Annotated in this window: 23 protein-coding genes and 4 tRNA genes; 21 read left to right on the top strand and 6 right to left on the bottom strand. The window is 55.8% G+C overall.

Annotated features, from left to right (window positions below):
* Positions 1–66: 66 nt before the first annotated feature.
* The gene (locus EI293_RS02630; protein ID WP_125435402.1) at positions 67–690 is read right to left on the bottom strand and encodes a hypothetical protein; all 624 of its coding nucleotides are present in this window, start codon (positions 688–690) and stop codon (positions 67–69) included.
* Positions 691–836: 146 nt separating this feature from the next.
* On the opposite strand from EI293_RS02630, the gene EI293_RS02625 reads away from it, so the two are divergent.
* Together EI293_RS02625 and ahcY are read left to right on the top strand one after the other, a co-directional pair.
* Entirely contained in the window at positions 837–1,589 is a 753-nt protein-coding gene (locus tag EI293_RS02625) for a DUF4397 domain-containing protein (protein WP_125435400.1), read from the top strand.
* Between the two features lie 157 nt (positions 1,590–1,746).
* Positions 1,747–3,066, top strand: coding sequence for an adenosylhomocysteinase (ahcY, locus tag EI293_RS02620; RefSeq protein ID WP_125435398.1), 1,320 nt, complete (start codon positions 1,747–1,749; stop codon positions 3,064–3,066).
* A 90-nt stretch (positions 3,067–3,156) separates the two neighbouring features.
* Here ahcY and EI293_RS02615 read toward each other — a convergent pair whose 3' ends face one another.
* Together EI293_RS02615 and EI293_RS02610 are read right to left on the bottom strand one after the other, a co-directional pair.
* Positions 3,157–4,032, bottom strand: a complete 876-nt coding sequence (locus EI293_RS02615) for an SDR family oxidoreductase (RefSeq protein ID WP_125435396.1) — start codon at positions 4,030–4,032, stop codon at positions 3,157–3,159.
* Positions 4,033–4,097: 65 nt separating this feature from the next.
* Positions 4,098–4,898, bottom strand: a complete 801-nt coding sequence (locus EI293_RS02610; RefSeq protein WP_125435394.1) for a T9SS type A sorting domain-containing protein — start codon at positions 4,896–4,898, stop codon at positions 4,098–4,100.
* A 105-nt stretch (positions 4,899–5,003) separates the two neighbouring features.
* On the opposite strand from EI293_RS02610, the gene EI293_RS02605 reads away from it, so the two are divergent.
* The 6 genes from EI293_RS02605 (at position 5,004) to nadD (ending at position 9,311) form a co-directional block, all read left to right on the top strand.
* On the top strand, positions 5,004–5,768 hold the full coding sequence (locus tag EI293_RS02605) for a glycosyltransferase family 2 protein (RefSeq protein WP_125435392.1): 765 nt from the start codon (positions 5,004–5,006) through the stop codon (positions 5,766–5,768).
* The gene (locus EI293_RS02600) at positions 5,765–6,808 is read left to right on the top strand and encodes a glycosyltransferase family 9 protein (RefSeq protein WP_125435390.1); all 1,044 of its coding nucleotides are present in this window, start codon (positions 5,765–5,767) and stop codon (positions 6,806–6,808) included. The genes EI293_RS02605 and EI293_RS02600 overlap by 4 nt, the downstream gene beginning before the upstream one ends.
* Before the next feature lie 335 nt (positions 6,809–7,143).
* Positions 7,144–7,797, top strand: a complete 654-nt coding sequence (locus EI293_RS02595) for a sigma-70 family RNA polymerase sigma factor (protein ID WP_125435388.1) — start codon at positions 7,144–7,146, stop codon at positions 7,795–7,797.
* Positions 7,798–7,821: 24 nt separating this feature from the next.
* A complete protein-coding gene (locus EI293_RS02590) occupies positions 7,822–8,112 on the top strand; it encodes a hypothetical protein (RefSeq protein WP_125435386.1) in 291 nt (96 codons plus the stop codon).
* A 9-nt stretch (positions 8,113–8,121) separates the two neighbouring features.
* Positions 8,122–8,706, top strand: coding sequence for a guanylate kinase (gene gmk / locus EI293_RS02585; RefSeq protein WP_044003274.1), 585 nt, complete (start codon positions 8,122–8,124; stop codon positions 8,704–8,706).
* A gap of 23 nt (positions 8,707–8,729) precedes the next feature.
* On the top strand, positions 8,730–9,311 hold the full coding sequence (gene nadD, locus EI293_RS02580; protein ID WP_125436243.1) for a nicotinate (nicotinamide) nucleotide adenylyltransferase: 582 nt from the start codon (positions 8,730–8,732) through the stop codon (positions 9,309–9,311).
* A 151-nt stretch (positions 9,312–9,462) separates the two neighbouring features.
* On the opposite strand, the gene frr is transcribed toward nadD, so the two are convergent.
* The 3 genes from frr to EI293_RS02565 all read right to left on the bottom strand — a co-directional run bounded on the left by frr (position 9,463) and on the right by EI293_RS02565 (position 11,526).
* On the bottom strand, positions 9,463–10,026 hold the full coding sequence (frr, locus tag EI293_RS02575) for a ribosome recycling factor (protein WP_125435384.1): 564 nt from the start codon (positions 10,024–10,026) through the stop codon (positions 9,463–9,465).
* 86 nt (positions 10,027–10,112) lie between these two features.
* Positions 10,113–10,901, bottom strand: a complete 789-nt coding sequence (pyrH, locus tag EI293_RS02570; protein ID WP_246010511.1) for a UMP kinase — start codon at positions 10,899–10,901, stop codon at positions 10,113–10,115.
* Positions 10,902–11,016: 115 nt separating this feature from the next.
* Positions 11,017–11,526, bottom strand: a complete 510-nt coding sequence (locus tag EI293_RS02565; protein WP_125435382.1) for a biotin/lipoyl-containing protein — start codon at positions 11,524–11,526, stop codon at positions 11,017–11,019.
* Between the two features lie 98 nt (positions 11,527–11,624).
* Here EI293_RS02565 and EI293_RS02560 point away from each other — a divergent pair, with 98 nt between their 5' ends.
* From EI293_RS02560 to rpoB, 13 genes are all read left to right on the top strand, one after another.
* The gene (locus EI293_RS02560) at positions 11,625–14,222 is read left to right on the top strand and encodes a M1 family metallopeptidase (RefSeq protein ID WP_125435379.1); all 2,598 of its coding nucleotides are present in this window, start codon (positions 11,625–11,627) and stop codon (positions 14,220–14,222) included.
* A gap of 251 nt (positions 14,223–14,473) precedes the next feature.
* A tRNA-Tyr gene (locus tag EI293_RS02555) sits at positions 14,474–14,556 on the top strand.
* A gap of 62 nt (positions 14,557–14,618) precedes the next feature.
* A tRNA-Gly gene (locus EI293_RS02550) sits at positions 14,619–14,691 on the top strand.
* A gap of 91 nt (positions 14,692–14,782) precedes the next feature.
* Positions 14,783–14,854, top strand: a tRNA-Thr gene (locus EI293_RS02545).
* Between the two features lie 166 nt (positions 14,855–15,020).
* On the top strand, positions 15,021–16,208 hold the full coding sequence (gene tuf, locus EI293_RS02540; protein ID WP_125435376.1) for an elongation factor Tu: 1,188 nt from the start codon (positions 15,021–15,023) through the stop codon (positions 16,206–16,208).
* 128 nt (positions 16,209–16,336) lie between these two features.
* Positions 16,337–16,407: transfer RNA gene (locus EI293_RS02535), tRNA-Trp, on the top strand.
* Between the two features lie 62 nt (positions 16,408–16,469).
* Complete coding sequence (gene secE / locus EI293_RS02530; protein WP_125435374.1) at positions 16,470–16,664, top strand: preprotein translocase subunit SecE; 195 nt, start codon at positions 16,470–16,472, stop codon at positions 16,662–16,664.
* 21 nt (positions 16,665–16,685) lie between these two features.
* On the top strand, positions 16,686–17,252 hold the full coding sequence (nusG, locus tag EI293_RS02525) for a transcription termination/antitermination protein NusG (RefSeq protein WP_125435372.1): 567 nt from the start codon (positions 16,686–16,688) through the stop codon (positions 17,250–17,252).
* A 177-nt stretch (positions 17,253–17,429) separates the two neighbouring features.
* The gene (gene rplK / locus EI293_RS02520) at positions 17,430–17,873 is read left to right on the top strand and encodes a 50S ribosomal protein L11 (protein WP_044003266.1); all 444 of its coding nucleotides are present in this window, start codon (positions 17,430–17,432) and stop codon (positions 17,871–17,873) included.
* Between the two features lie 18 nt (positions 17,874–17,891).
* A complete protein-coding gene (gene rplA, locus EI293_RS02515) occupies positions 17,892–18,584 on the top strand; it encodes a 50S ribosomal protein L1 (RefSeq protein WP_044003265.1) in 693 nt (230 codons plus the stop codon).
* 19 nt (positions 18,585–18,603) lie between these two features.
* On the top strand, positions 18,604–19,158 hold the full coding sequence (gene rplJ / locus EI293_RS02510) for a 50S ribosomal protein L10 (RefSeq protein WP_125435370.1): 555 nt from the start codon (positions 18,604–18,606) through the stop codon (positions 19,156–19,158).
* Between the two features lie 63 nt (positions 19,159–19,221).
* Positions 19,222–19,599, top strand: a complete 378-nt coding sequence (gene rplL / locus EI293_RS02505) for a 50S ribosomal protein L7/L12 (protein ID WP_125435367.1) — start codon at positions 19,222–19,224, stop codon at positions 19,597–19,599.
* A gap of 291 nt (positions 19,600–19,890) precedes the next feature.
* A complete protein-coding gene (gene rpoB / locus EI293_RS02500; protein WP_211339487.1) occupies positions 19,891–23,766 on the top strand; it encodes a DNA-directed RNA polymerase subunit beta in 3,876 nt (1,291 codons plus the stop codon).
* Positions 23,767–23,875: the final 109 nt, after the last annotated feature.

The raw sequence follows: 23,875 nt of genomic DNA, 5'->3' as shown, positions 1-23,875 counted from the left end.
TCGCCATCTTATTACAGATGGCTAACTCCCAAGTCCGCCCGGAATGACCCGAAAACAGGAAAGATGCTAGCGTAGGTTCCAGCGCAGGGCCAGCATCGGCTGCCCGGTACGGCTGGCGGCAACGCCCACCGCGCTGGGGCGCAACTGGTACAGCGCACCCGTGCGGGCGGCCGGCATCCCGGCGTTGTGCGCTTCTACCGCCCGCTGAAAATGCGAGTTTGTGTTGCGGGAGATGAAGATATTGCTCAGCAGGCTAACCGCTGCCACCCCGATGGCAACCTGCTGGGTATTATTAAAATATTGCTCTTTCTCATTGAGCGCCAGCACCTGCTGCCCGTACACGCCCACCGCACCTATAAAGGTGAGCCGCTCGGCCACGAACAGCCATTTCTGCCGCCGGTAGCTGTTCAGGTTATCCAAGGCTTCTTGGTTGCCGGCCAGGTATGGCCGCAGGCGCTGGCCGAAGAAGCCGGCGCTCTGGTATTCGCCCTCCGTGGTGCCCGCGCCGGTAGTGAAGTAAAAGTTCTTCTGGACGCCGTTCAACCCCCGCTCTTTATCTTCCGGAGCCAGCCGGATGACGGTAGTAGCCTGCTGAGCTTGGGCTGAAAGAGAGAGGCCAAGAACACAGCCTGCAACAGCAACTGAACGGCGTAAAATGCTGGAAGTGTGGTTCAAAAGTAGTTGGGGCATAAGGACAAATCTACTGCACAAATATTCAGCCTGCTAAGTGTTTGGACGAGAAAAAAGTGCAATTCATCGAGGAAAAGTTTTAGTGCTCATCCAACAAAACAGCAACTGCCTTCGTTGAGGCACTCAGTTCACCTACTTTCCTGCTTATGAAAACCCTGACTTCGCTTTTCCGTCCGGCTGTTTTGTTGGCCGCCCTGCCGGCTGTTCTGGCTTTCTCGGCTTGCTCCAACAACGACGACGACAATACCACGCCCACGCCCGATCAGGGTAAAGTGCTGATTTCGCACGCGGCCGCCTCCGCTAATATTCCGGTAAAGGCCTTGGTGAATGACACGGAAGTTGGTCAGCTTACCTACGGCCAGACAACCAGTGGGTACCTGAATGTAAACGCTGGTTCTCCTACCCTGAAAATTAATAACAGCGCAAACCAGACGGCTGCTACTCAGCAGGTGACTATTGCGAAAGACCAGAATTATTCGGTTTTCGCTTATGCGCCCACCGCCACCACGGTAGGGTTGGTGTCTTTCACGGATGATTTAACGGCTCCAGCCAGTGGGCAGGCCAAAGTGCGAATCGTACATCTGGCCCTGAATGCCCCCACTCCGGTAAAGCTCTCCCAAGTGACGGTGGCCGGGGCTACTGATGTACCAGGGGCCAGTGCCGCCTTCGGGGCCGCTTCGGGTTTCGTTTCCATTCCGGCAGCCTCTTATAACCTGCTTGTGACTACCGGCAGTGCCTCTACGCCAGTCGTTATAGTAGGTGATGGCACAGGAAACAGCTCCACAACGGCATCGAAAAACTACGAATCGGGTAAGATCTATACGGTAGTAGTGCGGGGCATCACGAGTAACCTGGATCCGGCTTTGCAGCCTAAAGCCGTTGTGATTCAGCACAATTAACTGCGCTAACTCATGTGGTACATAAGAAAGTCCGCCCGACAATATTGGGCGGGTTTTTTTGTGTGTAAAGTGTTGAAAGTCAGTATAGGATGAAAAAGCGTAACAAATTGAATATCTTTGCGGTTGAAACGCAACACGCATTCCAGCTACCAACACTATGGTTGATACCAAGACCACGGCCTACGTTCCGTACAAAGTAAAAGACATGAGCCTCGCTGAGTGGGGCCGCAAGGAAATCCGTCTGGCCGAGGCCGAGATGCCCGGTCTCATGTCGCTGCGGGCCGAATATGGCGACAGCAAGCCGCTGAAAGGCGCACGCATTGCCGGCTGCCTGCACATGACCATCCAGACTGCTGTGCTCATTGAGACGCTGCAGGCCCTAGGCGCTGATGTTACGTGGTCGTCGTGCAACATCTTCTCTACCCAGGACCACGCTGCCGCCGCTATTGCTGCTGCTGGCATCCCGGTATATGCCTGGAAGGGCCTGAATGAGGAGGAGTTCAACTGGTGCATCGAGCAGACGCTGTTCTTCGGTGAAGACCGCCAGCCTCTGAACATGATTCTCGACGACGGCGGCGACCTGACCAACATGGTACTGAATCAGTACCCTGAGCTGGCTGCCGGCATCAAAGGCATTTCGGAAGAAACCACTACAGGGGTGTTGCGCCTGCTGGAGCGCGTGAAAGCCGGGACCCTGCTCATGCCCGCTTTCAACATCAACGACTCGGTAACCAAGTCGAAATTCGATAACAAATACGGCTGCAAAGAGTCGGCCGTAGATGCTATCCGCCGCGCCACCGACACGATGATGGCCGGTAAAGTAGCGGTAGTAGCCGGCTACGGCGACGTAGGAAAAGGCACGGCTGCCTCGCTGGCTGGTGCCGGTGCCCGCGTTATCGTCACCGAAATCGACCCCATCTGCGCCCTGCAGGCGGCCATGGACGGCTTCGAGGTGAAGAAAATGGAAAACGCCATTCCGCGCGCCGACATCGTCATTACCACCACCGGCAACTGCGACATCATCCGCGAGGAGCATTTCCGTGCTCTGCGCGACAAAGCCATTGTCTGCAACATCGGTCACTTCGACGATGAAATCGACATGGCTTGGCTGAACAAAAACTACGGCCACACCAAGGACACGGTGAAGCCGCAGGTTGACATTTACACCATCGAAGGCAAAGAGGTGATTATCCTCGCCGAAGGCCGCCTCGTAAACCTGGGCTGCGCCACTGGCCACCCTTCGTTCGTGATGTCGAACTCGTTCACCAACCAAACGCTGGCCCAGCTGGAGTTGTGGCAGAACGCCGATCAGTACGAAAACCAAGTGTACACCCTGCCCAAGCACCTCGACGAGAAGGTTGCCCGTCTGCACCTCGCCAAAATCGGTGTGGAACTGGACGAGTTGACGCCTAAGCAGGCCGATTACATCAAGGTGCCCGTAGAAGGCCCGTTCAAATCGGACCTGTACCGCTACTAAGCGGCTACGCCATCTGACCTATAATAAAAACCCCGCCCGGCACTGCGCCGGGCGGGGTTTTTACGTTTCATATTCTGTTGAACTGAAGTGCTATTCCGCAAAAAACGGCTGCCCCACCAGCTGCTCCGACTGTTGCCAGAGCTGCTGCACGTTTGCCTCGGTATTGAATTCTGACTTCACCGGCTCAGGCTTTTTCTTGGCAAAGTAGCCGCCGCTGATGTCGGCCACTTCCGGCGAGGTGGCGAGGTAGATACTGGTTTGGGCACCGTCTTCGGAAGTGGTCATGAACGGTGCGGCTGCCTTGTAGAAGGCCCGCGTGAACCACGTGGAGTTGCTGCCGAAGTTGCTGGCTACTACGCCTGGGTGCAGGCTGTTGGTGGTGATGTTGGAAATGCTGCGCTGCCGTAGCTGCCGGGCCAATTCCTGGGTGAACAGGATATTGAACAGCTTGGAGTTGGCGTAGGCCCGCATAGGCGAGTAGCTGCGGGTAGCGTTTAGATCAGCTAAATCGGGCTTGGCGAACTTGTGGGCCATGGAAGCCACGTTGATGATGCGGGCCGCCGAACTCTGGCGCAGCTTCTCCAGCAGCAGGCTGGTGAGCAGAAACGGCCCCAGATGGTTGGTGGCTAGTGTCATTTCGTGGCCGTTGACGGAGGTTTCCCGCTCGGCTCCGAATACCAGTCCGGCGTTGTTTACCAACACATCCAGGCGGGCGTAACGCTGGTTGAACTCCTCGGCCGCCCGCCGCACCTGGCTCAGATCCGACAGGTCGCAGAGCAGCACATCGACACGGGTGCCGGGCTGGGCCAGTTTCTGCAGTTGCTGGCGGGTACGAGCGGCTTTGGTAGCGTTGCGGGCCAGTAGCACCACATGGTAGCCCTGCTGGACCAATTCGCGGGCGGTAACTTCACCGATGCCCGATGTGGCACCCGTGACAAGGGCAATAAGCTGCGGTACTTCGCTCATATGAAATGGGGCTGAATGGCTGAGCGGCTATACGTAGGGCGGGGAACGAAGTTGAAACCGTTAGTTCAATGCGCTACTGCCAGACGTAGCGTGGCTGTTGAGCTCTTTCCAGCTGATAGAATACGTATCAGATAGGCTCCCGCAGGCAGGTTGGCTACCGGGAAGGTAAGCTGGTTTGTGGCTGTCGGGTAAGATTGCACCAGCCGGCCTCGCTCGTCATATAACTGCACCTGGCGGGCGGCGGTATCCTGGAAAAGTACTGTGGCGGCAGTACCGGCCGGGTTTGGGTAGACGCTCATCGGTTGGGGAGCACGGAGGGCTAGGCCGAGAGTCACTGCTTGATCCCCCGGTGTGGCGGCCAGCCGGTAAGTGTCGAAGTGGGCAACTTCGTCGGTATAGAATGGCCGGAGTTGCTGCCGGTTGAAGCGCAGCCGCATACTGTCACCATCCGTAAGCAGGTGGGGCCAGCGGCCCTGCCAGGCCGCTTGGCTCAGGGCCAGCATCTGACGGTAGCCGGTGCCCAGACCCTGCACACACCCGCGCCGGATGCGCACGGCATGCACCCGGTACCGGGCGTCCTCTCGTTCCTCCACCAGATAATACAGCCCCCGAAACCGGAACGCCCGGGCCGTGAACCAGTCTTCCAGAACTGAGTCGCCGGCTACGGCGAAGTTGGTGAGGCCGGTGGCGGCATCGAAGTGCAGGCGTAGTGCCAGCGTATCCTGGGGGCCCAGCAGGAGCGGCGCCGGCCCTAATACGCGGGCCATATTCACGGCGCGGGGCAGCGGGAAGGCCTCGAACGTGGCCGTGGGCTCCTCGCAGCTGGTCAGCAGCGCGAGTAACAGCAGCAGAGGTAACAGACGCATAACGGTCTGACAGATAGAGGAACGAATATTGTCTATACCGTGGCCTGACCCCAGGTAACCCGCCCTGATGGCCGCCTCGGCAAAACCCCGATATTTGCCGCTACTATGCCCGCTGTTCCGCTGTCCGTCGTCATCATTACCTTCAACGAAGAGGCTAATATTGCCCGCTGCCTCGAAGCCGCCCGTGCCGTGGCCGACGAACTGCTGGTAGTGGACAGCTTCTCCACCGACCGCACCGTGGAAATATGCCGGGAACTGGGCGCGCGCGTGGTCCAGCACGCCTTTGCGGGCTACGTGGAGCAGAAGAACTACGCCACCAGCCAAGCCCGCCATGAGCACGTATTGCAACTGGATGCCGATGAAGTACTTACCGAGGACCTGCGCCACAGCATTCGGCACGCCAAAAACAACTGGCAGGGAGCTGGCTACACCCTGGCCCGGCTGACTAACTACTGCGGCAGCTGGGTGTGCCACGGCGGCTGGTATCCCGACCGCAAGCTGCGCCTCTACGACCGGCGTCTGGGCCGCTGGGAGGGCCTGTTGCTGCACGAGCGGTACGAGCTGGCGGCCGGGCAGCCTATACCGTTGCCGCTGGCCGGCGACGCGCTGCACTACTCCTACCATTCGGTTGAGCAGCACGTGCAGCAGCTCAACCGCTTCACCAGCATTGCCGCCGAGGAGCTGTGGCTGCGTGGTCGGCGCAACGTATCAGTGTTTCATCTGCTGATTAAGCCCTGGTGGAAATTCGTACACGGTTACATTTTTCGGCTTGGCTTTCTTGATGGGTTTGCCGGCCTGAGCATTGCCGTAATTTCCGCCTGGGGCGTATTCCTCAAGTTTGCCAAGCTCAAAACCAAAGCCTCCGCATGAGCCGCACGTTTCTCATCAGTCGCACCGATGCTATCGGCGACGTGGTGCTCACGCTGCCCGTAGCCGGCCGCCTGAAACAGCTGTTTCCAGGTTGCCGGGTGCTGCTGCTGGGCCGCACCTACACCAAGGCCGTAGCCGATGCCTGCCCCTGGATAGATGCGTTTCTTAACTTCGATGAGTTGCAGCAGTTGCCTGAGGCGGCCCAGGTAACGGCACTCCGGGCCACCCAGGCCGATACTATCCTGCACGTTTTTCCAAACCGGCACTTAGCCTGGCTGGCCCGCAAAGCCGGTATCCGCCACCGCATCGGTACCCGCAACCGATGGTTTCACTGGCTCACCTGCACGAAGCTGGTTTCGTTAAGCCGCCGCAATTCGTCTTTGCACGAGGCGCAGCTGAACCTGCAGTTGTTGCAAGGGCATGACACGCTTGGCGTCATGCCCTTGCCGGAAGTAGCCAGCCTTGTAAAGCTGGATCCGATAACTCCGCTTCGCCCTGAACTACGGGAGTTGTTGGCGGCCCGGTCGAATGCCCAACTTAACGTGATTCTACACCCGCGCAGCCGGGGCAGTGCCCGGGAGTGGGGCCTGGGACACTTTGGTACGCTGGCCCAACTGCTGCACCAGGCCGGCCACCGCGTATTCATTACCGGTACGGCTGCCGAAGGGGAGGAATTACGCGAATGGCTGCAGGAACATCAGCCTTTCCTCACTGCCGACCTGACCGGTCAACTGAATCTGCCTGAGTTCATTGCTTTCATTGCCGCCGCTGATGGGCTGATTGCCGGCAGTACCGGACCACTGCACTTGGCGGCGGCCCTAGGCCGGCACGCGCTGGGCCTGTATCCGCCCATTCGGCCCATGCACCCCGGCCGCTGGGCGCCGCTGGGCCCGCAGGCCGACTACGTGGTGTTCGATAAGCCCAATTGCCAGGACTGTCGGGCCCAGCTTGCATCCTGTACCTGCATTAAAGCCTTAGAACCCCTGCAGATAGTGGCCCGCGTGTTGCAGTGGCACTTGCTGCCGGCAACCAACAACTAAATGCTTGCCCACTGATGACAAGTAGGTTACAGGCGAAAAGGGAAGCAGCTACGTTCCTGATGGCGGCTGTTTAAGCCCCAAATGCAACCCGCCGCGCCGCCTGCTGCGTACTTGTATCGGTTTCCGCTAATACTACAGCCCTGGCTTCTAGTAAATTCCTGGCCCGAAGGCGTTGGCTACTCGTCGCTCTTTTGCCGTGCGCCGGCAGCCTGCGGATGAGCCTTACCAGTTTGTACTGCTCCGGTCGAAAAACCTTCTTTTCATCGGGCGGTATAAGCAGTACATTTGTCAAACAGCGGTATTTTTTCAATATTCAGCCGCAATTTTTAGCGTTCATGAGCGATTCTCCCGAACGGGTCCCCAAACTGAGCAAAGAGGAAAAAGACCGGCGCTTTCAGGCCGAACTGATGCCCGTGCTCGACCCTCTGTACAACTTTGCCTTCCGCCTCACCCTCGACGAAGATGATGCAAATGACTTGGTACAGGAAACTTATCTGAAAGCATATCGCTTCTTTGAGTACTTCGAACCGGGAACAAACGCCAAAGCGTGGCTGTTTCGCATCCTGAAAAATTCGTTCATCAACGATTTCCGCAAAAAGAGTAAACAACCTGCGAAGGTCGATTACAGCGAAATCGAAGGATACTACAACTCGGAAGATGTGGAGGCCGACAGCGACGCCGGCACCGCCTCCTCCGACATGCGGCAGCAGGCCGTGCGCGACCTGATCGGTGATGAGGTGGCCCGGGCCCTGAACTCGCTACCTGTGGATTTTCGCACGGTCATCATCCTCTGCGACCTGGAAGGGTTCACCTACGAGGAAATGGCAAAAGTGCTGGATATCCCTATCGGTACGGTGCGTTCCCGCTTGCACCGGGCACGGAACTTCCTCAAAGAAAAACTTGAAAAGTACGCCAAGTCAATGGGTTATGGCTCTAATGCTGATAACTCCGACGAAGACGACTACACTTCCTCTACCGATTCGGAATAAATCCCCTCATGCCAAGCCTGCGCTATGGAAACGACTTCTACTAAACAAACCAACCAGAGCGGTGCCCCTGTTACCAGCGACGCCGACTGTGAACGAGTGAATACAATTCTTGATCAAATCATTGTGGGCCAGGAACCCACGGCAGAGGATACGGAATACTTTATCCACAACGCCGAAGACTGCTCTCCCTGCTTCGACAGCATTGAGAAGCAGCAGATTTTCATCGACTTTCTGGGGCAGCACCTTGGCCGCCGAAAGGCACCAGTTACCCTTTCCAATTCAATTCTTGCGAAACTTCAGGTAGAAATGGCCTAATTTTGCCCGATGCAGGGTAAAATCATCGCCTTTTCGGCTCCTTCCGGTGCCGGCAAGACCACCATCGTACATAGGCTGCTGGAACGAATTCCGGAGCTAAGCTTCTCTATTTCAGCGTGTACGCGCGACAAACGCGGCCGCACCGAAGCCAACGGCAAGGACTACTACTTTATCTCCGTACAGGAGTTTCAGGAGAAGATCCGGCAAGATGACTTCGTGGAGTGGGAAGAAGTCTACGAAGGAGCCTTCTACGGTACGCTTAAATCGGAAGTGGAACGCATCTGGGACAACGGCCATCATGCTGTGCTGGATGTGGACGTGAAGGGCGGCCTCAGCATCAAGGAGTTTTACAAAGACCGTGCCTTGGCCGTATTTGTGAAGCCTCCGTCTCTGGAAGTGCTGGAACAACGTCTGCGCAACCGCGCCACCGACTCGGAGGCCAGCATTTCAGCTCGTATCTACAAGGCCAACTTTGAACTGACTTTTGAGGACCGGTTCGATGTGGTGATTGTGAACGACGACCTGGAGCGCGCCCTCGACGAAGCCGAAAAGCTGGTCCGTTCATTCATTACCGCTGAATCAGCCATTCTGTGAGCAGCCCTACTTCCGTCGCCCCCATGGGCCGGAAAGTGGGGCTGCTTTTTGGTTCGTTCAATCCCATTCATACCGGGCACCTCATTCTGGCCAACTTCATGGCCACCCACACCGACCTCGATGAGGTGTGGCTGATTGTGTCGCCGCAGAGCCCGTTCAAAGTAGGGCAGGAGCTATTGGGCGAAAACGAGCGGCTGGATTTGGTGCAGCGTGCCATTTCCGGCAACAACCGGCTGCGGGTACTGGATGTGGAGTTCACCATGCCCAAGCCTAGCTTCACCATCGATACGCTGGATGAGCTGCGTCGTCGGCATCCCGGTTACCGCTTTGTACTGCTGATGGGCGAGGATAACCTGCCGGGTCTGCCCCACTGGAAGGGAGCTGAACGCATCCTGACGGAAAACGAAATTTACGTGTACCCGCGGTCTGGGGTAGACGCGTCTGAAGTAAGCACACGGCCCGGCGTGCGGGTGGTAGAAGCGCCGTTACTAGACATTTCAGCCACTTTCGTGCGGGAATGTGTGCGAACTGGTAAGTCAATACGCTACCTAGTGCCGGAAGTTGTGGAACAGCAGATTCTGGCGGTCGGCTACTGGAAGGTCTAAGCTACCATTGGGAGCAGTAGAAGCAACAAGCAAAAGCCCCCGATGTCGGTACCGACATCGGGGGCTTTTGCTTGTGAAGGCCCATACGGTGCGAAAGCGCAAACGTAGCGGCGCTTTCGTAACAAGGCAAATCGTCAGGCTGGCACAGAAATCAGATAGTCATGATTTCCGATTCCTTCTTACCAAGGAACTCGTCTACTTTGCTGATATACGTGTCGGTGAACTTCTGCACTTTGGCTTCGGCATCCTTCACGGAGTCTTCCGAAGCCCCGTCTTTCTGGAGCTTGCGCAACGCCTCGTTCACGTCCTTGCGGATGGCCCGGATGCGCACTTTACCGCTTTCCGATTCATTTTTGGCCTGCTTTACTAAGTCGCGGCGGCGCTCCTCCGTCATGGGCGGAATGTTCAGGCGTACACCCTCGGCATCCGACTGGGGGTTGAGGCCCAGGTCGCTATTTTTGATGGCCTTGGCAATTTCGCTGATCATATTTTTCTCCCAGGGCTTGATGAACAGCGTGCGGGCATCGGGAGCCGCTACGTTGGCCACGTTGGCAATGGGCGTGGGGGTGCCGTAGTAATCTACCCGAATGGAATCGAGCATGGCGGGAGAGGCTTTGCCGGCCCGGATGCGGGCAAACTCCACTTGCGTGTGTTGCAGGGCCTTGCCCATCGACTCTTCGGCGTCGTCCAGGTAAAACTTGATTTCTTCGTCCACTTCTGAAAAGTTAAGTGTTGAAAGGTGAGTGTTGAGTAGGTAGTTAGTGAGCCAGCTCAGCGCGGAGCCGGCCGTTTGTGCCTGCTTTAGGCCTGTTCTTCTGAGCCTTCTCCTGCGGCGGGCTGTAAACTGCCGTGGTTAGCGTCAGCCGCAACGGTTTTGCTGCCGTGCATGCTCACCAGTGTGCCCACGCTTTCCCCGTCAAGCAGGCGCTGGAGGTTACCGCCTTTGTTCATGTCGAACACAATGATAGGCAGGTTATTCTCCTTGCACAGCGTGAAGGCGGTCATGTCCATCACGTTGAGGTTCTTTTCCATCACCTCATCAAAGGTGATTTCGGGGAAGCGCACCGCCGAAGGGTCTTTCTCGGGGTCGGCCGTGTAGATGCCATCCACGCGGGTACCCTTCAGTACCACGTCGGCCTCAATTTCAATGGCCCGCAGCGAGGCAGCCGAGTCGGTGGTAAAATACGGTGAGCCAATACCGGCCCCGAAAATGACCACGCGGCCTTTCTCTAGGTGGCGCATGGCGCGGCGGCGAATGTAGGGCTCACACACTCGCTGAATGGTAACGCCCGAGAGCAGACGGGTATTGACACCAAGCTTCTCCAGCGCGCTCTGCAGGGCCATGGAGTTGATAACGGTGGCCAGCATGCCCATGTAGTCGCCCTGTACCCGGTCGAGGCCGAAAGCTTCGGCCTGCACGCCCCGGAAGATGTTACCGCCCCCGATAACCACGGCCACCTGCGTGCCGGTTGCGGCAGCTGCCTTGATTTCCTCGGCGTACTGCATGAGCCGGGCGGCATCAATGCCGTACTGTTGCTGGCCCATCAGGGCCTCGCCGCTTAGTTTCAGCAGGATTCGGTTGTACTTCAAAACGAGAGATATTAAGCGTGGAACGCGAGTGTACGTGAGAAGGCCGTAAGCGGGTACCAGCGGGAGAGGCCGCGTGGTATCCGCTTACGGCCCGAAGCGAAACAGCGAAACGGCCCTAGCTGAACTGAATCAGCACCTGACCCTTCGTTACGTTGTCGCGCAGATTGACTTTTATGGCCGCCACGGTGCCTTCGCCGGGAGCCTTGAGAATGTTCTCCATCTTCATGGCCTCCAGCACCAGCAGCGCGTCGCCCTTCTGCACCGTCTGGCCGGGTGTCACCCGGATATCGACAATCAGGCCCGGCATGGGGGCTTTCAGCTCGTTTACTTTGCTGGCGGCGGCGTTGCTCATCCCCAGCTTGTCCAGTAGCAAATCGAACCGGTCTTTGGCCTGCAGCTCCAACCGTTGGCCGTTGAGCTTCAGCACCAGCGTTTTAGTGACATAGTCGGCTGAAACCAACTCAGCGGTGTAAGACCGATTTTCATACAGCAGGTGATACCGGCCGTTGCCCAGCGGCGTAAGGTCCCAGGCAAAGGGCTGGCCATTCACCATAATAGGCCCGTTGGGCTGATAGTCAACCTCCCAGATTTGCTGGGGGGCGGCGTCGGTACGTACCTGTAGCATGCGAAGAAGGCAGGGGTGGGGCGGAAAAGGGCTTAAAGATAGGCCAATTCTGAAATAAATTCGGAACTTGACCCTCCATTATACCAGTGTCTTTCCGCATGAAATACCCGGTCTTCGGTGCCCTTGCCCTGGCGCTGATGAGTCAGTTGATGGCTTCCGCTCAGACAATTAAGTCAAGCCGTCCGGCCTCGTCGGTAAGCCATCCTACGCGCAAAAAAGCACCCGAAACACCGGCCGCTCCGGTAGCGGCCCTGGTGGTTTCTCCTGTGCCTAACTGGCTGCCTTCCACGAATCCGCAGCAGCCTGCCGCTACCACGCTACACGACCTGACCGATACCAAGCTCGACGTTCGCTTCGATTGGGCCAAGCAGTGGTTGTTTGGGACGGCCACCCTCACGCTACGGCCCCACTTCTACCCGCAAAGCCAGCTGGTGCTGGATGCCAAAGGCTTCGACGTGAAAAGCGTGGAGTTGATGAATGGCTCCCGAAAGGGCAAGGACCTTAAATACAGTTACGATAAAAAGAAGCTCACTATCAGCCTTGACCGGCTCTACCAGCGCACTGAGCAGTACCAGTTGCGGATTCAGTACGTCGCCAAACCCAACGAGCTACCCAAAGGCGGTAGCGAGGCCATTACCGACGACAAGGGACTCTACTTTATCAACCCACTGGGTACCGATAAAACCAAGCCCCGTCAGGTCTGGACTCAGGGCGAGACGGAAGGTAGCTCCTGCTGGTTTCCGACTATTGACCGGCCCAACCAGCGCATGACGCAGGAAATCAGCCTGACGGTGGAAAGCGGCCAGAAAACCCTGTCCAACGGGTTGCTTACGGCCTCGCGCCGCAACCCTGATGGTACCCGTACCGATACGTGGAAGCTAAACCAGCCGCACGCTCCCTACCTGGCTATGCTGGCCGTTGGCGACTTTGCCGTGGTATCGGATACGTGGCGCGGTAAGCCCGTGGATTACTATGTGGACCCCGCATACCAATACACGGCTAAGCAGGTGTTCGGCAACACGCCGGCTATGCTGGAGTTCTTCTCCAAAAAGCTAGGCGTTGATTACCCGTGGGATAAGTACGCGCAGGTTGCTGTGCATGATTTCGTGTCGGGGGCTATGGAAAATACCACGGCTTCCACGTTTCAGCAGCAGCTAGTGCAGTTCACGCCCCGGGAGTTGCCCGATGTGTCGTATGCAGCTTCCGAGTCGGTTATTGCCCATGAGCTGTTTCACCAGTGGTTCGGCGACTACGTCACGACGGAATCCTGGAGCAATCTGCCGCTTAATGAGTCCTTTGCCGACTACTCGGAACTGCTCTGGGCCGAGCATAAGTACGGGGCCGACGCGGCTGCTTATGTGCAGCAGACCAAGCTGCGCAACTATCTGGAAGAAGCCCAGACGAAGCGCGAGCCACTTATCCGCTACCAGTATACCAACCGTGAGGATATGTTTGACCGACACTCTTACGACAAAGGAGGGCGGGTACTGCACATGCTGCACGAATACGTGGGGGATGACGCCTTCTTCACGGCTCTTAACCGCTACCTCACCGCCAATAAGTTTTCCAGCACCGAAATAGCCAAGCTGCGTCTCGCCTTTGAGGAAACCACGGGAGAAGACCTCATGTGGTTTTTCGACCAGTGGTTTATGCAGCGCGGCCATCCCGAACTGCGCGTCACGCATACCTATGAGAACAGCCAGGTAGTGCTACGGGTGCAGCAGGTGCAGGACACGCTCTACCAGCCCGTCTACCGGCTGCCCGTGACGGTAGCTACTTGGAATGGCAATCAGGCAACGGAACACCGTATCCTCATCACAAAAGCCGATCAGAAATTCCGGCTTCAGGTAAACCAGCGTCCTAATCTGGTAAAGTTCGATGATGATGGCACCTTGTTGGCGGATATCGATGAAACCCAGAGCCAGGAAGAACTGCTGTTTCAGTTGAATCACGCGCGCGGTTACCTGCAGAAGTATCAGGCCATCCAAGGGTTACGTAGTAAATCTGCTGATTTACTGGTCAGCTCTGCCTTTCGTAGTGCCCTGAATGATCCGTTCTGGGCCACCCGGGTAGCGGCCCTGGACGGCTTGCGACGGTACCGTGGAGCTGAAGGCAATGCTGTGCGAAAAGATTTACAACGCACAGCCCTCAACGAAAAGAATGGAACTGTACGCGCCACGGCCATTAGCGTATTGGCGTCATTTCCCAATGAGGATTTCAGTGAAGTATATAACACGGCCCTGAAGGACAGCTCCTACGTTGTCGTAGGGGCAGCCGTAGAGGCTTTAGCAAAAGCTCCCACGGCCAACACCCGCGCTCAAATAGCCGCACTCCAGAGCACAGCTAATCCGGCGCTACTAGTTGCACTGTCCAAATACTATGGTCTCAACGGTACGCTCGATGACTACCAGTGGTTTCTGCAGCGTAGTAAAGATGCCCCGGCCGAAGTCCTGTATGTCATGCTCGAAAACTTTGGTACCCTGATGCAGCGCATCCCACCAATTGAGCGGGAGAAAGGAATCCAACGGCTCGAAGCAATGGCCCGCACGCATCCGCAGATGTACGTTCGCTTGGGAGCGTACAAGGGCTTGCACGAATTAGTAGCGAGTATGCCTACCCTGAAACCCACGCTGCAGGATATCCGCAGCAAGGAAAAGGACGACAATCTGAAGTCGATGTACAGCCTGATTCAATAAAAATCAATTTTTTTTCAGTCAATCAGGAAGGAGTAACGGGTAATGCTTGTGCTAGGTAATCAATTAATTATCCTCCGCAGAAGACGAATTAGGCAGCAGTAGGCCACAAAAAACAAAAACCTTTTTTTGCTCAGGGCTTGACTTACGTCAGAAACCCTCTAATTTTGCAACTCCAATCGACACAGTAACCACTTCGGTCACGAAAGCGAAAGGAAAGTTTCTCGCAGGCGGCGAGAAGTGAAAAACAAACCGGGGGGGTTCCAGAGCGGCCAAATGGGACAGACTGTAACTCTGTTAGCGTAAGCTTTCGAAGGTTCGAATCCTTCTCCCCCCACGGTCAGGTTGTAAGCGGCGAGCTATAAGTGTATGGTTCGCCGCTTACTAACTTTCTCACACGCGGGAGTAGCTCAGCTGGTAGAGCGGCAGCCTTCCAAGCTGCAGGTCGCGGGTTCGAACCTCGTCTCCCGCTCATTGCCTGGAACAGGCAGGATGAAACGCATCAGTTTTGACACTGGTAATTGTTCTTGTCCAGTCGTATCTTTGCAAAAATTAAAACACCAGCCGTTTTAGCTCAGTGGTAGAGCACTTCCTTGGTAAGGAAGAGGTCATGGGTTCAAATCCCATAAATGGCTCAGAATTACGAGTACCAACGGAGTAGCGTGACTGCACCGTTTGGAACTGTCAGCAAGTAAAGCGACGTGCAGTCCCGACTAAGCGGAGCTGTGTTTCGCTTTCTTACTGTATAGGCTAGTCGCGTTTCCCTCTCATCACCTCAAAATTCCTCTTAATCTCTTTACAATGGCTAAAGAAAATTTTGACCGGTCCAAGCCGCACGTAAACATCGGCACGATTGGTCACGTGGACCACGGCAAGACTACCCTCACCGCCGCCATTACCATGGTTTTGGCTAACAAGGGTCTGGCTGCCAAGCGCGACTTCTCTTCGATCGACAATGCTCCCGAAGAGAAAGAGCGTGGTATCACGATCAACACTTCGCACGTAGAATACGCTACCGAAAATCGTCACTACGCTCACGTTGACTGCCCCGGTCACGCTGACTACGTGAAGAACATGGTAACGGGTGCTGCCCAGATGGACGGTGCTATCCTCGTGGTAGCTGCTACCGACGGCCCAATGCCCCAGACGCGTGAGCACATCCTGCTCGCTCGCCAGGTAGGTGTTCCTCAGTTGGTAGTGTTCATGAACAAAGTAGACATGGTGGATGACCCCGAGCTCCTCGAGCTGGTGGAAATGGAAATCCGTGAGCTGCTCTCGTTCTATGACTTCGATGGCGACAACATTCCGGTAATTCAGGGCTCGGCTCTGGGTGGCTTGAACGGCGACGCTGCTTGGGTTCCCAAGATCGAAGAACTGATGGCTGCTGTTGATAGCTACATTCCGATTCCTGCTCGTCTGACCGACCTGCCCTTCCTGATGCCCGTAGAGGATGTGTTCTCTATCACCGGTCGTGGAACGGTTGCTACCGGCCGTATCGAGCGTGGTATCATCAACTCGGGTGAGCAAGTAGAAATCCTCGGTATGGGTGCTGAGAACCTCAAGTCGACCGTAACGGGCGTTGAGATGTTCCGCAAAATCCTGGACCGTGGTGAAGCTGGCGACAACGTAGGTCTGCTGCTCCGCGGTATTGAAAAAGAAGCCATCCGTCGCGGTATGGTTATCTGCAAACCCGGTTCAGTTAAGCCCCACACCAAGTTCAAAGCTGAGGTGTATGTTCTGTCGAAAGAAGAAGGTGGCCGTCACACGCCGTTCTTCAACAACTACCGTCCTCAGTTCTATTTCCGCACCACCGACGTAACCGGCATCATCACGCTGGGCGAAGGCGTGGAAATGGTAATGCCTGGCGACAACGTAACTATCTCGGTTGAGCTGATCAACTCGGTAGCTATGGAGAAAGGCCTGCGTTTCGCTATCCGTGAGGGTGGTCGTACGGTAGGTGCTGGTCAGGTAACTGAAATCACCGAGTAGTTTTAACTACCTGCACGTGAAATAATACAGATCCGCTCTCGATTTTTTCGGGAGCGGATTTGTTTTGTTTAAAGAGTTCCATACATTTGCAGTCCCAATCCAGCACCTTGATGGGTAGGGGCGTACACACGGGCGTAGTTCAAGGGTAGAATAGAGGTCTCCAAAACCTTTGATGGGAGTTCGAATCTCTCCGCCCGTGCAACACAGAACTACGGCTGCTTCGGCAGCCGTAGTTTTAAAACACCAATCGGTGCCACTATCATGAGCAAGCTAACGAACTACTTCCGGGAAACTTCCGAAGAGATGCGCTACAAGGTGACGTGGCCTTCGCTGGAAGAATTGCAGAAAAGTGCTGGTCTCGTATTGATCGGGTCGTTGCTCTTCGCAGTAGTGGTTGGTTTGCTGGATGTGGTTTTCAAAGAAAGCCTGGAAGCATTTTATAACTCAGTCCGTTAATCGGTAGAACATACGACGACAATGGGCGAGTTGAAATGGTACGTGGTCCGTTCGGTTAGCGGACAAGAAAAGAAGGCCAAGACCTATCTGGAAACTGAAATCGGCCGTCATGGCCTCTCTGAATTGGTACCCCAGGTGCTGATTCCGGTAGAAAAGGTATTCGAGATGCGCAACGGCAAGAAGCGCGTGCGTGAGCGGAACCTATACCCCGGCTATATCATCATTCATGCTGACCTTACCCACGGCGAGGTAGACCACATCATCACCAGCACGCCTGGCGTAATTGGTTTCCTGAGCGATAAGGAGGGTAAGGCGGCTAACCAGAATACCAAGCCCGTTCCCCTGCACATTTCCGAAGTAAACCGCATTCTTGGGATTGTGGATGAAGTGGAAGAGCAGGCTGCTTCGCTGGAAACTCCTTTCGTAGTAGGCGAACTGGTGAAGATTGTGGACGGTGGCTTTGCCGGTATGTCGGGTAACGTATCTGAGGTTTTCGAGGAGCGTAAGCGTCTGAACGTCATCGTAAAAATATTCGGCCGTAGCCAGCCCATGGAGTTGAGCTACACGCAGGTTGAAAAGGAAGTTTGATTTAGCAATGAAACTAGCCGGTGCGAGAATGGCTTGCCATCTTCTCATCAGGTAGTTTCAGGTAGATAAAACGTCATCGGTTATCCGCTCCGGACCGGTGGTGCTTCCACTCAGGAGCAATCAAAAAACTGAGGATGCTGCGTGTTACGATGCCGCATCCGAAGCCTTACAAACCAAATGGCCAAGGAAATTAGAGGTTATCTGAAGCTTCAGATAAAGGGAGGCGCCGCGAACCCCGCGCCGCCGGTTGGACCTGCACTTGGTAGCAAAGGCCTTAACATCATGGAGTTCTGCAAGCAGTTCAATGCTCGCACCCAGGATAAGGCCGGCCAAGTTTGTCCTGTACTCATCACCATGTACACCGATAAGTCGTTCGACTTCGTGGTGAAAACGCCTCCGGTGCCGGTTCTGCTCATGGAAGCAGCCAAGCTCCAGAGCGGCTCGAAAGAGCCGAACCGTAACAAGGTTGGGTCGGTATCGTGGGACCAAGTACGCACCATCGCCGAGACGAAAATGCCCGACCTCAATGCCTTCAAGGTTGAGTCGGCAATGAAGCAGGTAGCTGGTACGGCTCGTAGCATGGGCATCACCGTGTCGGGTACTTCTCCTTTCGCTGAATAATTTAACGACGGAGTAGACATGGCAATTAGCAAAAAGCGCAAGGAAGCCCTTGCCAAACATGACCTGACCGAAGTTCGGAGCCTGGTTGAAGCTGCCAAAGTGGTAAAGGATATCACCTATACCAAGTTTGACGCCTCAGTTGACATCGACGTGCGTCTGGGCGTGGACCCCCGCAAAGCCGACCAGATGGTACGTGGCGTAGCTACGCTGCCCCACGGTACCGGCAAAACCGTTCGTGTTCTGGCTCTGGTTACCGCTGACAAAGAAGCCGAAGCTACTGCAGCTGGTGCCGATTTCGTTGGTCTGGACGACTACATCGCCAAAATCGAGAAAGGCTGGACTGATATCGACGTAATCATCACGATGCCGTCGGTAATGGCCAAGGTTGGCCGTCTGGGCCGCGTATTGGGTCCCCGTGGCCTGATGCCGAACCCAAAGTCGGGCACGGTAACGACGGACGTAGCCAAAGCGGTACAGGAAGTGAAAGCTGGTAAAATCGACTTCAAAGTTGACAAAACCGGTATCATTCACTGCTCGGTTGGTAAAGTGTCGTTCGATGACCAGAAGCTGGCTGAAAACGCCATTGAAGTAATTCAGACGCTGCTGCGTTTGAAGCCTTCTTCGGCTAAGGGCACGTACATCAAGAGCATCACGCTCTCGAGCACGATGTCGCCTGCTGTTCCGGTTGACACGTCGGTAACTTCCGCATAATTTAAATCAACACGACGATATGATCCGGGAAGACAAACAAGCCCTCGTCGACGAGTTGAGCGAGAAGTTTCAATCGCACAACGCGTTCTACATTGCCGATGCTTCGGGAATGTCGGTGGCGAAAATCAACGAATTCCGTCGCCTGTGCTTCAACCGCGGCATGGAGTTCAAAGTCTACAAGAACACGTTCATCCGTAAGGCTCTCGATACTCTCGGTGGCGATACCTCGGAGATGGATGCGGCACTGGTAGGCCAGTCGGGTATCCTGTTCTCGAAAGAGTCAGGCAACGCACCGGCCAAGCTGTTGCAGGACTTCTACAAGTCGCAGAACTACAGCAAAACGGCTGTAATTCGCCCTGCTTTCAAAGGTGCTTACGTTGACTCCGGCGTGTACGTGGGAGCCGATCTGTTGAGCACTCTCAGCACCCTGAAAGGTAAAAACGAGCTTATCGGTGACGTTATCGGTCTGCTCCAGTCGCCCGCCAAAAATGTTATCTCGGCTCTTACGAGCGGTGGCAACAAGCTGGCTGGTATCCTCAAAACGCTTGCCGAAAAAGAAGAGGTTGCAGGCTAACCGCTGCTCATCTTTTTCACCCTCAATTTCCTTCAACAACCCCCTTTTTAACAATCTACAGAAATGGCAGATTTGAAAGCATTCGCCGAGCAGCTCGTTAGCCTGACGGTAAAAGAAGTAAACGAACTGGCTACCATCCTGAAAGACGAGTATGGCATTGAGCCTGCTGCTGCTGCTCCGGTAATGATGGCTGGCGGTGGCGCTGCCGCTGCTGACGCTCCTGAGGAGAAGACCACGTTCGACGTGATCCTGAAGTCGGCTGGTTCGGCTAAACTGGCCGTTGTGAAACTGGTGAAAGACCTGACCGGTCTGGGCCTGAAAGAAGCCAAAGAACTGGTTGACGGTGCCCCTAAGGCCCTGAAAGAAGGTGTTTCTAAAGACGAGGCTGAAGGCCTGAAGAAGCAACTGGAAGAAGCTGGCGCTGAAGTAGAAGTTAAGTAATTTCTGCTGCCTGCTCTTAAAACCAGCAAATAAGGGAGAGGCCTGGCAACTAAGCCAGGTCTTTTCCTGTTTGTAGGCAACAAACTACCCGGAAGTTCGTTTGCACGCCGCTTTGCGGCTTTTTGTGCCTACGGACGCCAGAAGCGCAAGGTTCTGCTTTGCGCTTTCGTGCGCCCGCTGCTTCCGTACCATCTCTCAAGGTAGTGGCTTTGCCGCTACCCTGTTCTGGATTCTCCCAGTGTCCATTTCCTAACCCCACATACATTGGCTACACCGAAAGCACAGTCAGGTCTGCAAAAGCTGCAAGCTGCTGACGAGCGGATCAACTTCGCCAAGATTAAAAAGGTTATTGAGTATCCGGATTTCCTGGACGTGCAGGTTCGCTCGTTCATGGATTTCTTCCAGTTGGAAACGGCTGCCGAGAACCGTACCGATGAGGGCCTGTTCAAAGTATTCGCCGAGAACTTTCCGATTTCGGACTCGCGCGAAAACTTCGTGCTGACCTTCCTCGATTACCACGTTGACCCGCCTAAGTACTCGGTTGACGAGTGCATCGACCGCGGCCTCACGTACTCGGTTCCGCTGAAAGCCAAGTTGCGCCTGGTCTGCAATGACTCGGACAACGAAGATTTCGAAACGATTGAGCAGGAAGTGTTCCTCGGGAATATTCCCTACATGACCGAAAAGGGCTCGTTCGTTATCAACGGCGCTGAGCGCGTTATCGTATCGCAGCTGCACCGTTCGCCGGGCGTATTCTTCGCCCAGAGCAAGCACACGAACGGTACCAAGCTGTACTCGGCCCGGATCATCCCGTTCAAAGGCTCGTGGATTGAGTTTGCCACGGACGTGAACAACGTGATGTACGCGTACATCGACCGGAAGAAAAAGTTTCCGGTTACTACGCTGCTACGCGCCATCGGCTACGGCACCGACAAAGACATCCTCGACCTGTTCGGGCTGTCGGAGGAAGTGAAGGCCGATAAAAAGAACCTCAAGAAAGCCGTCGGCCGCAAGCTGGCCGCCCGGGTGCTGCGCACCTGGACGGAAGACTTCGTGGACGAGGACACCGGGGAAGTGGTTTCCATTGACCGGAACGAGGTACTGCTGGAGCGCGATTCTACCATCGAGGAGGAGGACATCGACACGATCCTGAACGCCGGGGCCAAGTCGGTGATTCTGCACCGCGAGAACGTAAACATTGCTGACTACGCAATCATTTACAACACGCTGCAGAAGGACAACTCCAACTCGGAGAAAGAAGCCGTGGAGCAAATCTATCGTCAGCTCCGGAACACGGAGGCTCCCGACGAAGAGACGGCCCGCGACATCATCCAAAAGCTATTCTTCTCGGACAAGCGCTACGACCTCGGGGACGTAGGCCGCTACCGTATTAATAAGAAACTGGGTATTGACACTGGTTGGGACGCCCGCGTACTGACCAATGAGGACATCGTTCTCATCGTGAAATACCTGATCGGTCTGATCAACTCGAAGGCCATTGTCGATGACATTGACCATTTGAGCAACCGTCGCGTGCGCACCGTAGGCGAGCAGCTTTACGCCCAGTTCGGCGTGGGCCTGGCCCGGATGGCGCGTACCATTAAGGAGCGCATGAACGTGCGTGACAACGAGGACTTCAAGCCGGTTGATCTGATCAACGCTCGGACGCTGTCGTCGGTTATCAACTCGTTCTTCGGCACCAACCAGTTGTCGCAGTTCATGGACCAGACCAACCCGCTGGCCGAGGTGACGCATAAGCGTCGCGTATCGGCACTGGGGCCGGGAGGTCTGTCGCGCGAGCGGGCTGGTTTCGAAGTACGTGACGTTCACTACACCCACTACGGCCGCCTCTGCACCATCGAAACGCCGGAAGGACCGAACATCGGTCTGATTTCGTCGCTGTGCGTGCACGCCCGGGTTAACTCGATGGGCTTCATTGAGACGCCTTACCGTACGGTAGAGAACGGCAAGGTGGATACCACCGAGCACGTGAAGTACCTGACCGCCGAGGAAGAAGATACTCACCACATCGCGCAGGCCAACGCCCGGATTGACGATGAAGGCAACTTCATCAACGATTTGGTAAAAGGCCGTTTCGAGGGTGACTTCCCGGTAGTTGGTCCGGACGAGTACAGCTACATGGACGTAGCCCCGAACCAGATTGTATCGGTGGCTGCTTCGCTGATTCCGTTCCTGGAGCACGATGATGCTAACCGGGCACTGATGGGCTCGAACATGCAGCGCCAGGCAGTTCCGCTCCTGAAAGCCGAGGCTCCGATTGTGGGCACCGGTCTGGAAGGCCGCGTAGCTACCGACTCGCGCACCTTGGTCGTAGCTGAAGGCAACGGCGTAATCGACTACGTGGACGCCAACCGCATCGTCGTGAAATACGACCTGACGGATGACGATATCCTCGTAAGCTTCGACGCTGAGAAGATTTCCTACGACCTGATCAAATTCCGTCGTACCAACCAGGATACCTGCATCAACCTGACGCCGCTCGTGAAGAATGGCGAGCGGGTGGTGAAGGGCCAAGTTCTGTGCGAAGGCTACGGCACCAACAAAGGTGAGCTGGCCCTGGGCCGGAACATGCAGGTGGCGTTCATGCCGTGGCAGGGCTACAACTTCGAGGATGCCATTGTCATCTCGGAGAAAGTAGTGCGTGACGACATCTTCACCTCAATTCACATCGAGGAGTTTGAGCTGGAAGTGCGCGAAACTAAGCGCGGCGAAGAAGAGCTGACCTCGGAAATTCCGAACGTGAGCGAAGAAGCCGTGCGTAACCTCGACGACAACGGTATCATCCGTCTGGGCGCCGAGGTGAAGGAAGGTGACATCCTGATCGGTAAGATTACGCCGAAGGGCGAAACCGACCCGACCCCGGAAGAGAAGCTGCTCCGCGCTATCTTCGGCGACAAAGCCGGCGACGTGAAGGATGCCTCCCTTAAGGCGCCACCGTCCCTACAGGGTGTTGTTATCGGCACCAAGCTGTTCTCGCGTCCGAAGAAAGACAAAAACCTGCGGGCCAAGTCGAAGAAGGAAGTGGAAGAGCTGAAGGACTCGTACGGCAAAGAGCTGCGCGGCATCAAGTCCATTATGGTTGAGAAGCTGATTCAGCTCCTGGAAGGCAAAACCTCCCAAGGTATCAAGCATAAGTTCGGCGACGAAATCCTGACCAAGGGCGTGAAATTCGGGAAGAAGAACATCACGGAAGCGTTGTTCCCCGAGAAGAACCCTTATAAGGATGAGAGCAACTACGCCGTGCCCGAGGAGGTGAACATCTTCAAGGATCTGGTGCTGGAAGGCTGGACCGCCGATGCCCGCGTGAACGGTATGGTGCTGCAGCTGGTGAAAAACTACGCCAAGCGCCGCAACACCATCACGGCCCGCTTCAAGCGTGACCGGTTTACGCTGGAGGTTGGCGACGAGCTGCCCGCCGGTATCGTACAACTGGCCAAAGTCTACATCGCCAAGAAGCGCAAGCTGAAGGTGGGTGACAAGATGGCTGGTCGTCACGGTAACAAAGGGGTAGTGGCCCGCATCGTGCGCGATGAGGACATGCCTTTCCTGCCCGACGGCACGCCAATGGACATCGTGCTCAACCCGCTGGGTGTACCGAGCCGGATGAACATCGGTCAGATTTACGAGACGGTACTGGGCTGGGCCGGCCTCAAGCTGGGCCGCACCTACGCTACCCCGATTTTCGACGGTGCTACCGAAGCGGAAGTATCAGCCGAGCTGACGGAAGCCGGGCTGCCGACCTTCGGCCGCGCATACCTGCACGACGGCCTCACCGGCCAGCGTTTCGACCAGCCGGTAACGGTGGGTGTTATCTACATGCTGAAACTGGGTCACCTGGTGGATGACAAGATGCACGCCCGTTCCATCGGGCCGTACTCGCTCATCACGCAGCAGCCGCTGGGTGGTAAAGCGCAGTTCGGTGGTCAGCGCTTCGGTGAGATGGAAGTGTGGGCACTGGAGGCCTTCGGTGCTTCCAACGTGCTGCAGGAAATCCTGACGGTGAAGTCGGATGACGTGGTAGGCCGTGCTAAAGCGTACGAAGCCATTGTAAAAGGCGACGTTCTGCCCAAGCCGAATATCCCCGAGTCGTTCAACGTACTCATCCATGAGCTACGTGGTCTAGCCCTGGAAATCACGCTTGACTAAGGGTTGAAAGTAGTGGCTGCTGATGCGTAAGTATCGGCAGCCACTTTTCAAGTCCTGCTTATCATAGAGTATCCACAGTTCGGGGAACCGATAACACCTGCTGCCGGCG

Origin of the sequence: Hymenobacter perfusus (assembly GCF_003944765.1) — a bacterium.
In the GTDB taxonomy this organism is placed as follows: Bacteria; Bacteroidota; Bacteroidia; order Cytophagales; family Hymenobacteraceae; genus Hymenobacter; species Hymenobacter perfusus.
The sequence above is the reverse complement of the archived record's forward strand: the minus strand, read 5'-3'. Positions and strand labels throughout refer to the sequence as shown.

Excerpts from the sequence above, each read along its gene's own strand:
- EI293_RS02630 (WP_125435402.1), bottom strand. The coding sequence starts at position 690 with ATGCCCCAACTACTTTTGAACCACACTTCCAGCATTTTACGCCGTTCA.
- EI293_RS02625 (WP_125435400.1), top strand. The coding sequence starts at position 837 with ATGAAAACCCTGACTTCGCTTTTCCGTCCGGCTGTTTTGTTGGCCGCC.
- ahcY (WP_125435398.1), top strand. The coding sequence starts at position 1,747 with ATGGTTGATACCAAGACCACGGCCTACGTTCCGTACAAAGTAAAAGAC.
- EI293_RS02615 (WP_125435396.1), bottom strand. The coding sequence starts at position 4,032 with ATGAGCGAAGTACCGCAGCTTATTGCCCTTGTCACGGGTGCCACATCG.
- EI293_RS02610 (WP_125435394.1), bottom strand. The coding sequence starts at position 4,898 with ATGCGTCTGTTACCTCTGCTGCTGTTACTCGCGCTGCTGACCAGCTGC.
- EI293_RS02605 (WP_125435392.1), top strand. The coding sequence starts at position 5,004 with ATGCCCGCTGTTCCGCTGTCCGTCGTCATCATTACCTTCAACGAAGAG.
- EI293_RS02600 (WP_125435390.1), top strand. The coding sequence starts at position 5,765 with ATGAGCCGCACGTTTCTCATCAGTCGCACCGATGCTATCGGCGACGTG.
- EI293_RS02595 (WP_125435388.1), top strand. The coding sequence starts at position 7,144 with ATGAGCGATTCTCCCGAACGGGTCCCCAAACTGAGCAAAGAGGAAAAA.
- EI293_RS02590 (WP_125435386.1), top strand. The coding sequence starts at position 7,822 with ATGGAAACGACTTCTACTAAACAAACCAACCAGAGCGGTGCCCCTGTT.
- gmk (WP_044003274.1), top strand. The coding sequence starts at position 8,122 with ATGCAGGGTAAAATCATCGCCTTTTCGGCTCCTTCCGGTGCCGGCAAG.
- nadD (WP_125436243.1), top strand. The coding sequence starts at position 8,730 with ATGGGCCGGAAAGTGGGGCTGCTTTTTGGTTCGTTCAATCCCATTCAT.
- EI293_RS02565 (WP_125435382.1), bottom strand. The coding sequence starts at position 11,526 with ATGCTACAGGTACGTACCGACGCCGCCCCCCAGCAAATCTGGGAGGTT.
- EI293_RS02560 (WP_125435379.1), top strand. The coding sequence starts at position 11,625 with ATGAAATACCCGGTCTTCGGTGCCCTTGCCCTGGCGCTGATGAGTCAG.
- tuf (WP_125435376.1), top strand. The coding sequence starts at position 15,021 with ATGGCTAAAGAAAATTTTGACCGGTCCAAGCCGCACGTAAACATCGGC.
- secE (WP_125435374.1), top strand. The coding sequence starts at position 16,470 with ATGAGCAAGCTAACGAACTACTTCCGGGAAACTTCCGAAGAGATGCGC.
- nusG (WP_125435372.1), top strand. The coding sequence starts at position 16,686 with ATGGGCGAGTTGAAATGGTACGTGGTCCGTTCGGTTAGCGGACAAGAA.
- rplK (WP_044003266.1), top strand. The coding sequence starts at position 17,430 with ATGGCCAAGGAAATTAGAGGTTATCTGAAGCTTCAGATAAAGGGAGGC.
- rplA (WP_044003265.1), top strand. The coding sequence starts at position 17,892 with ATGGCAATTAGCAAAAAGCGCAAGGAAGCCCTTGCCAAACATGACCTG.
- rplJ (WP_125435370.1), top strand. The coding sequence starts at position 18,604 with ATGATCCGGGAAGACAAACAAGCCCTCGTCGACGAGTTGAGCGAGAAG.
- rplL (WP_125435367.1), top strand. The coding sequence starts at position 19,222 with ATGGCAGATTTGAAAGCATTCGCCGAGCAGCTCGTTAGCCTGACGGTA.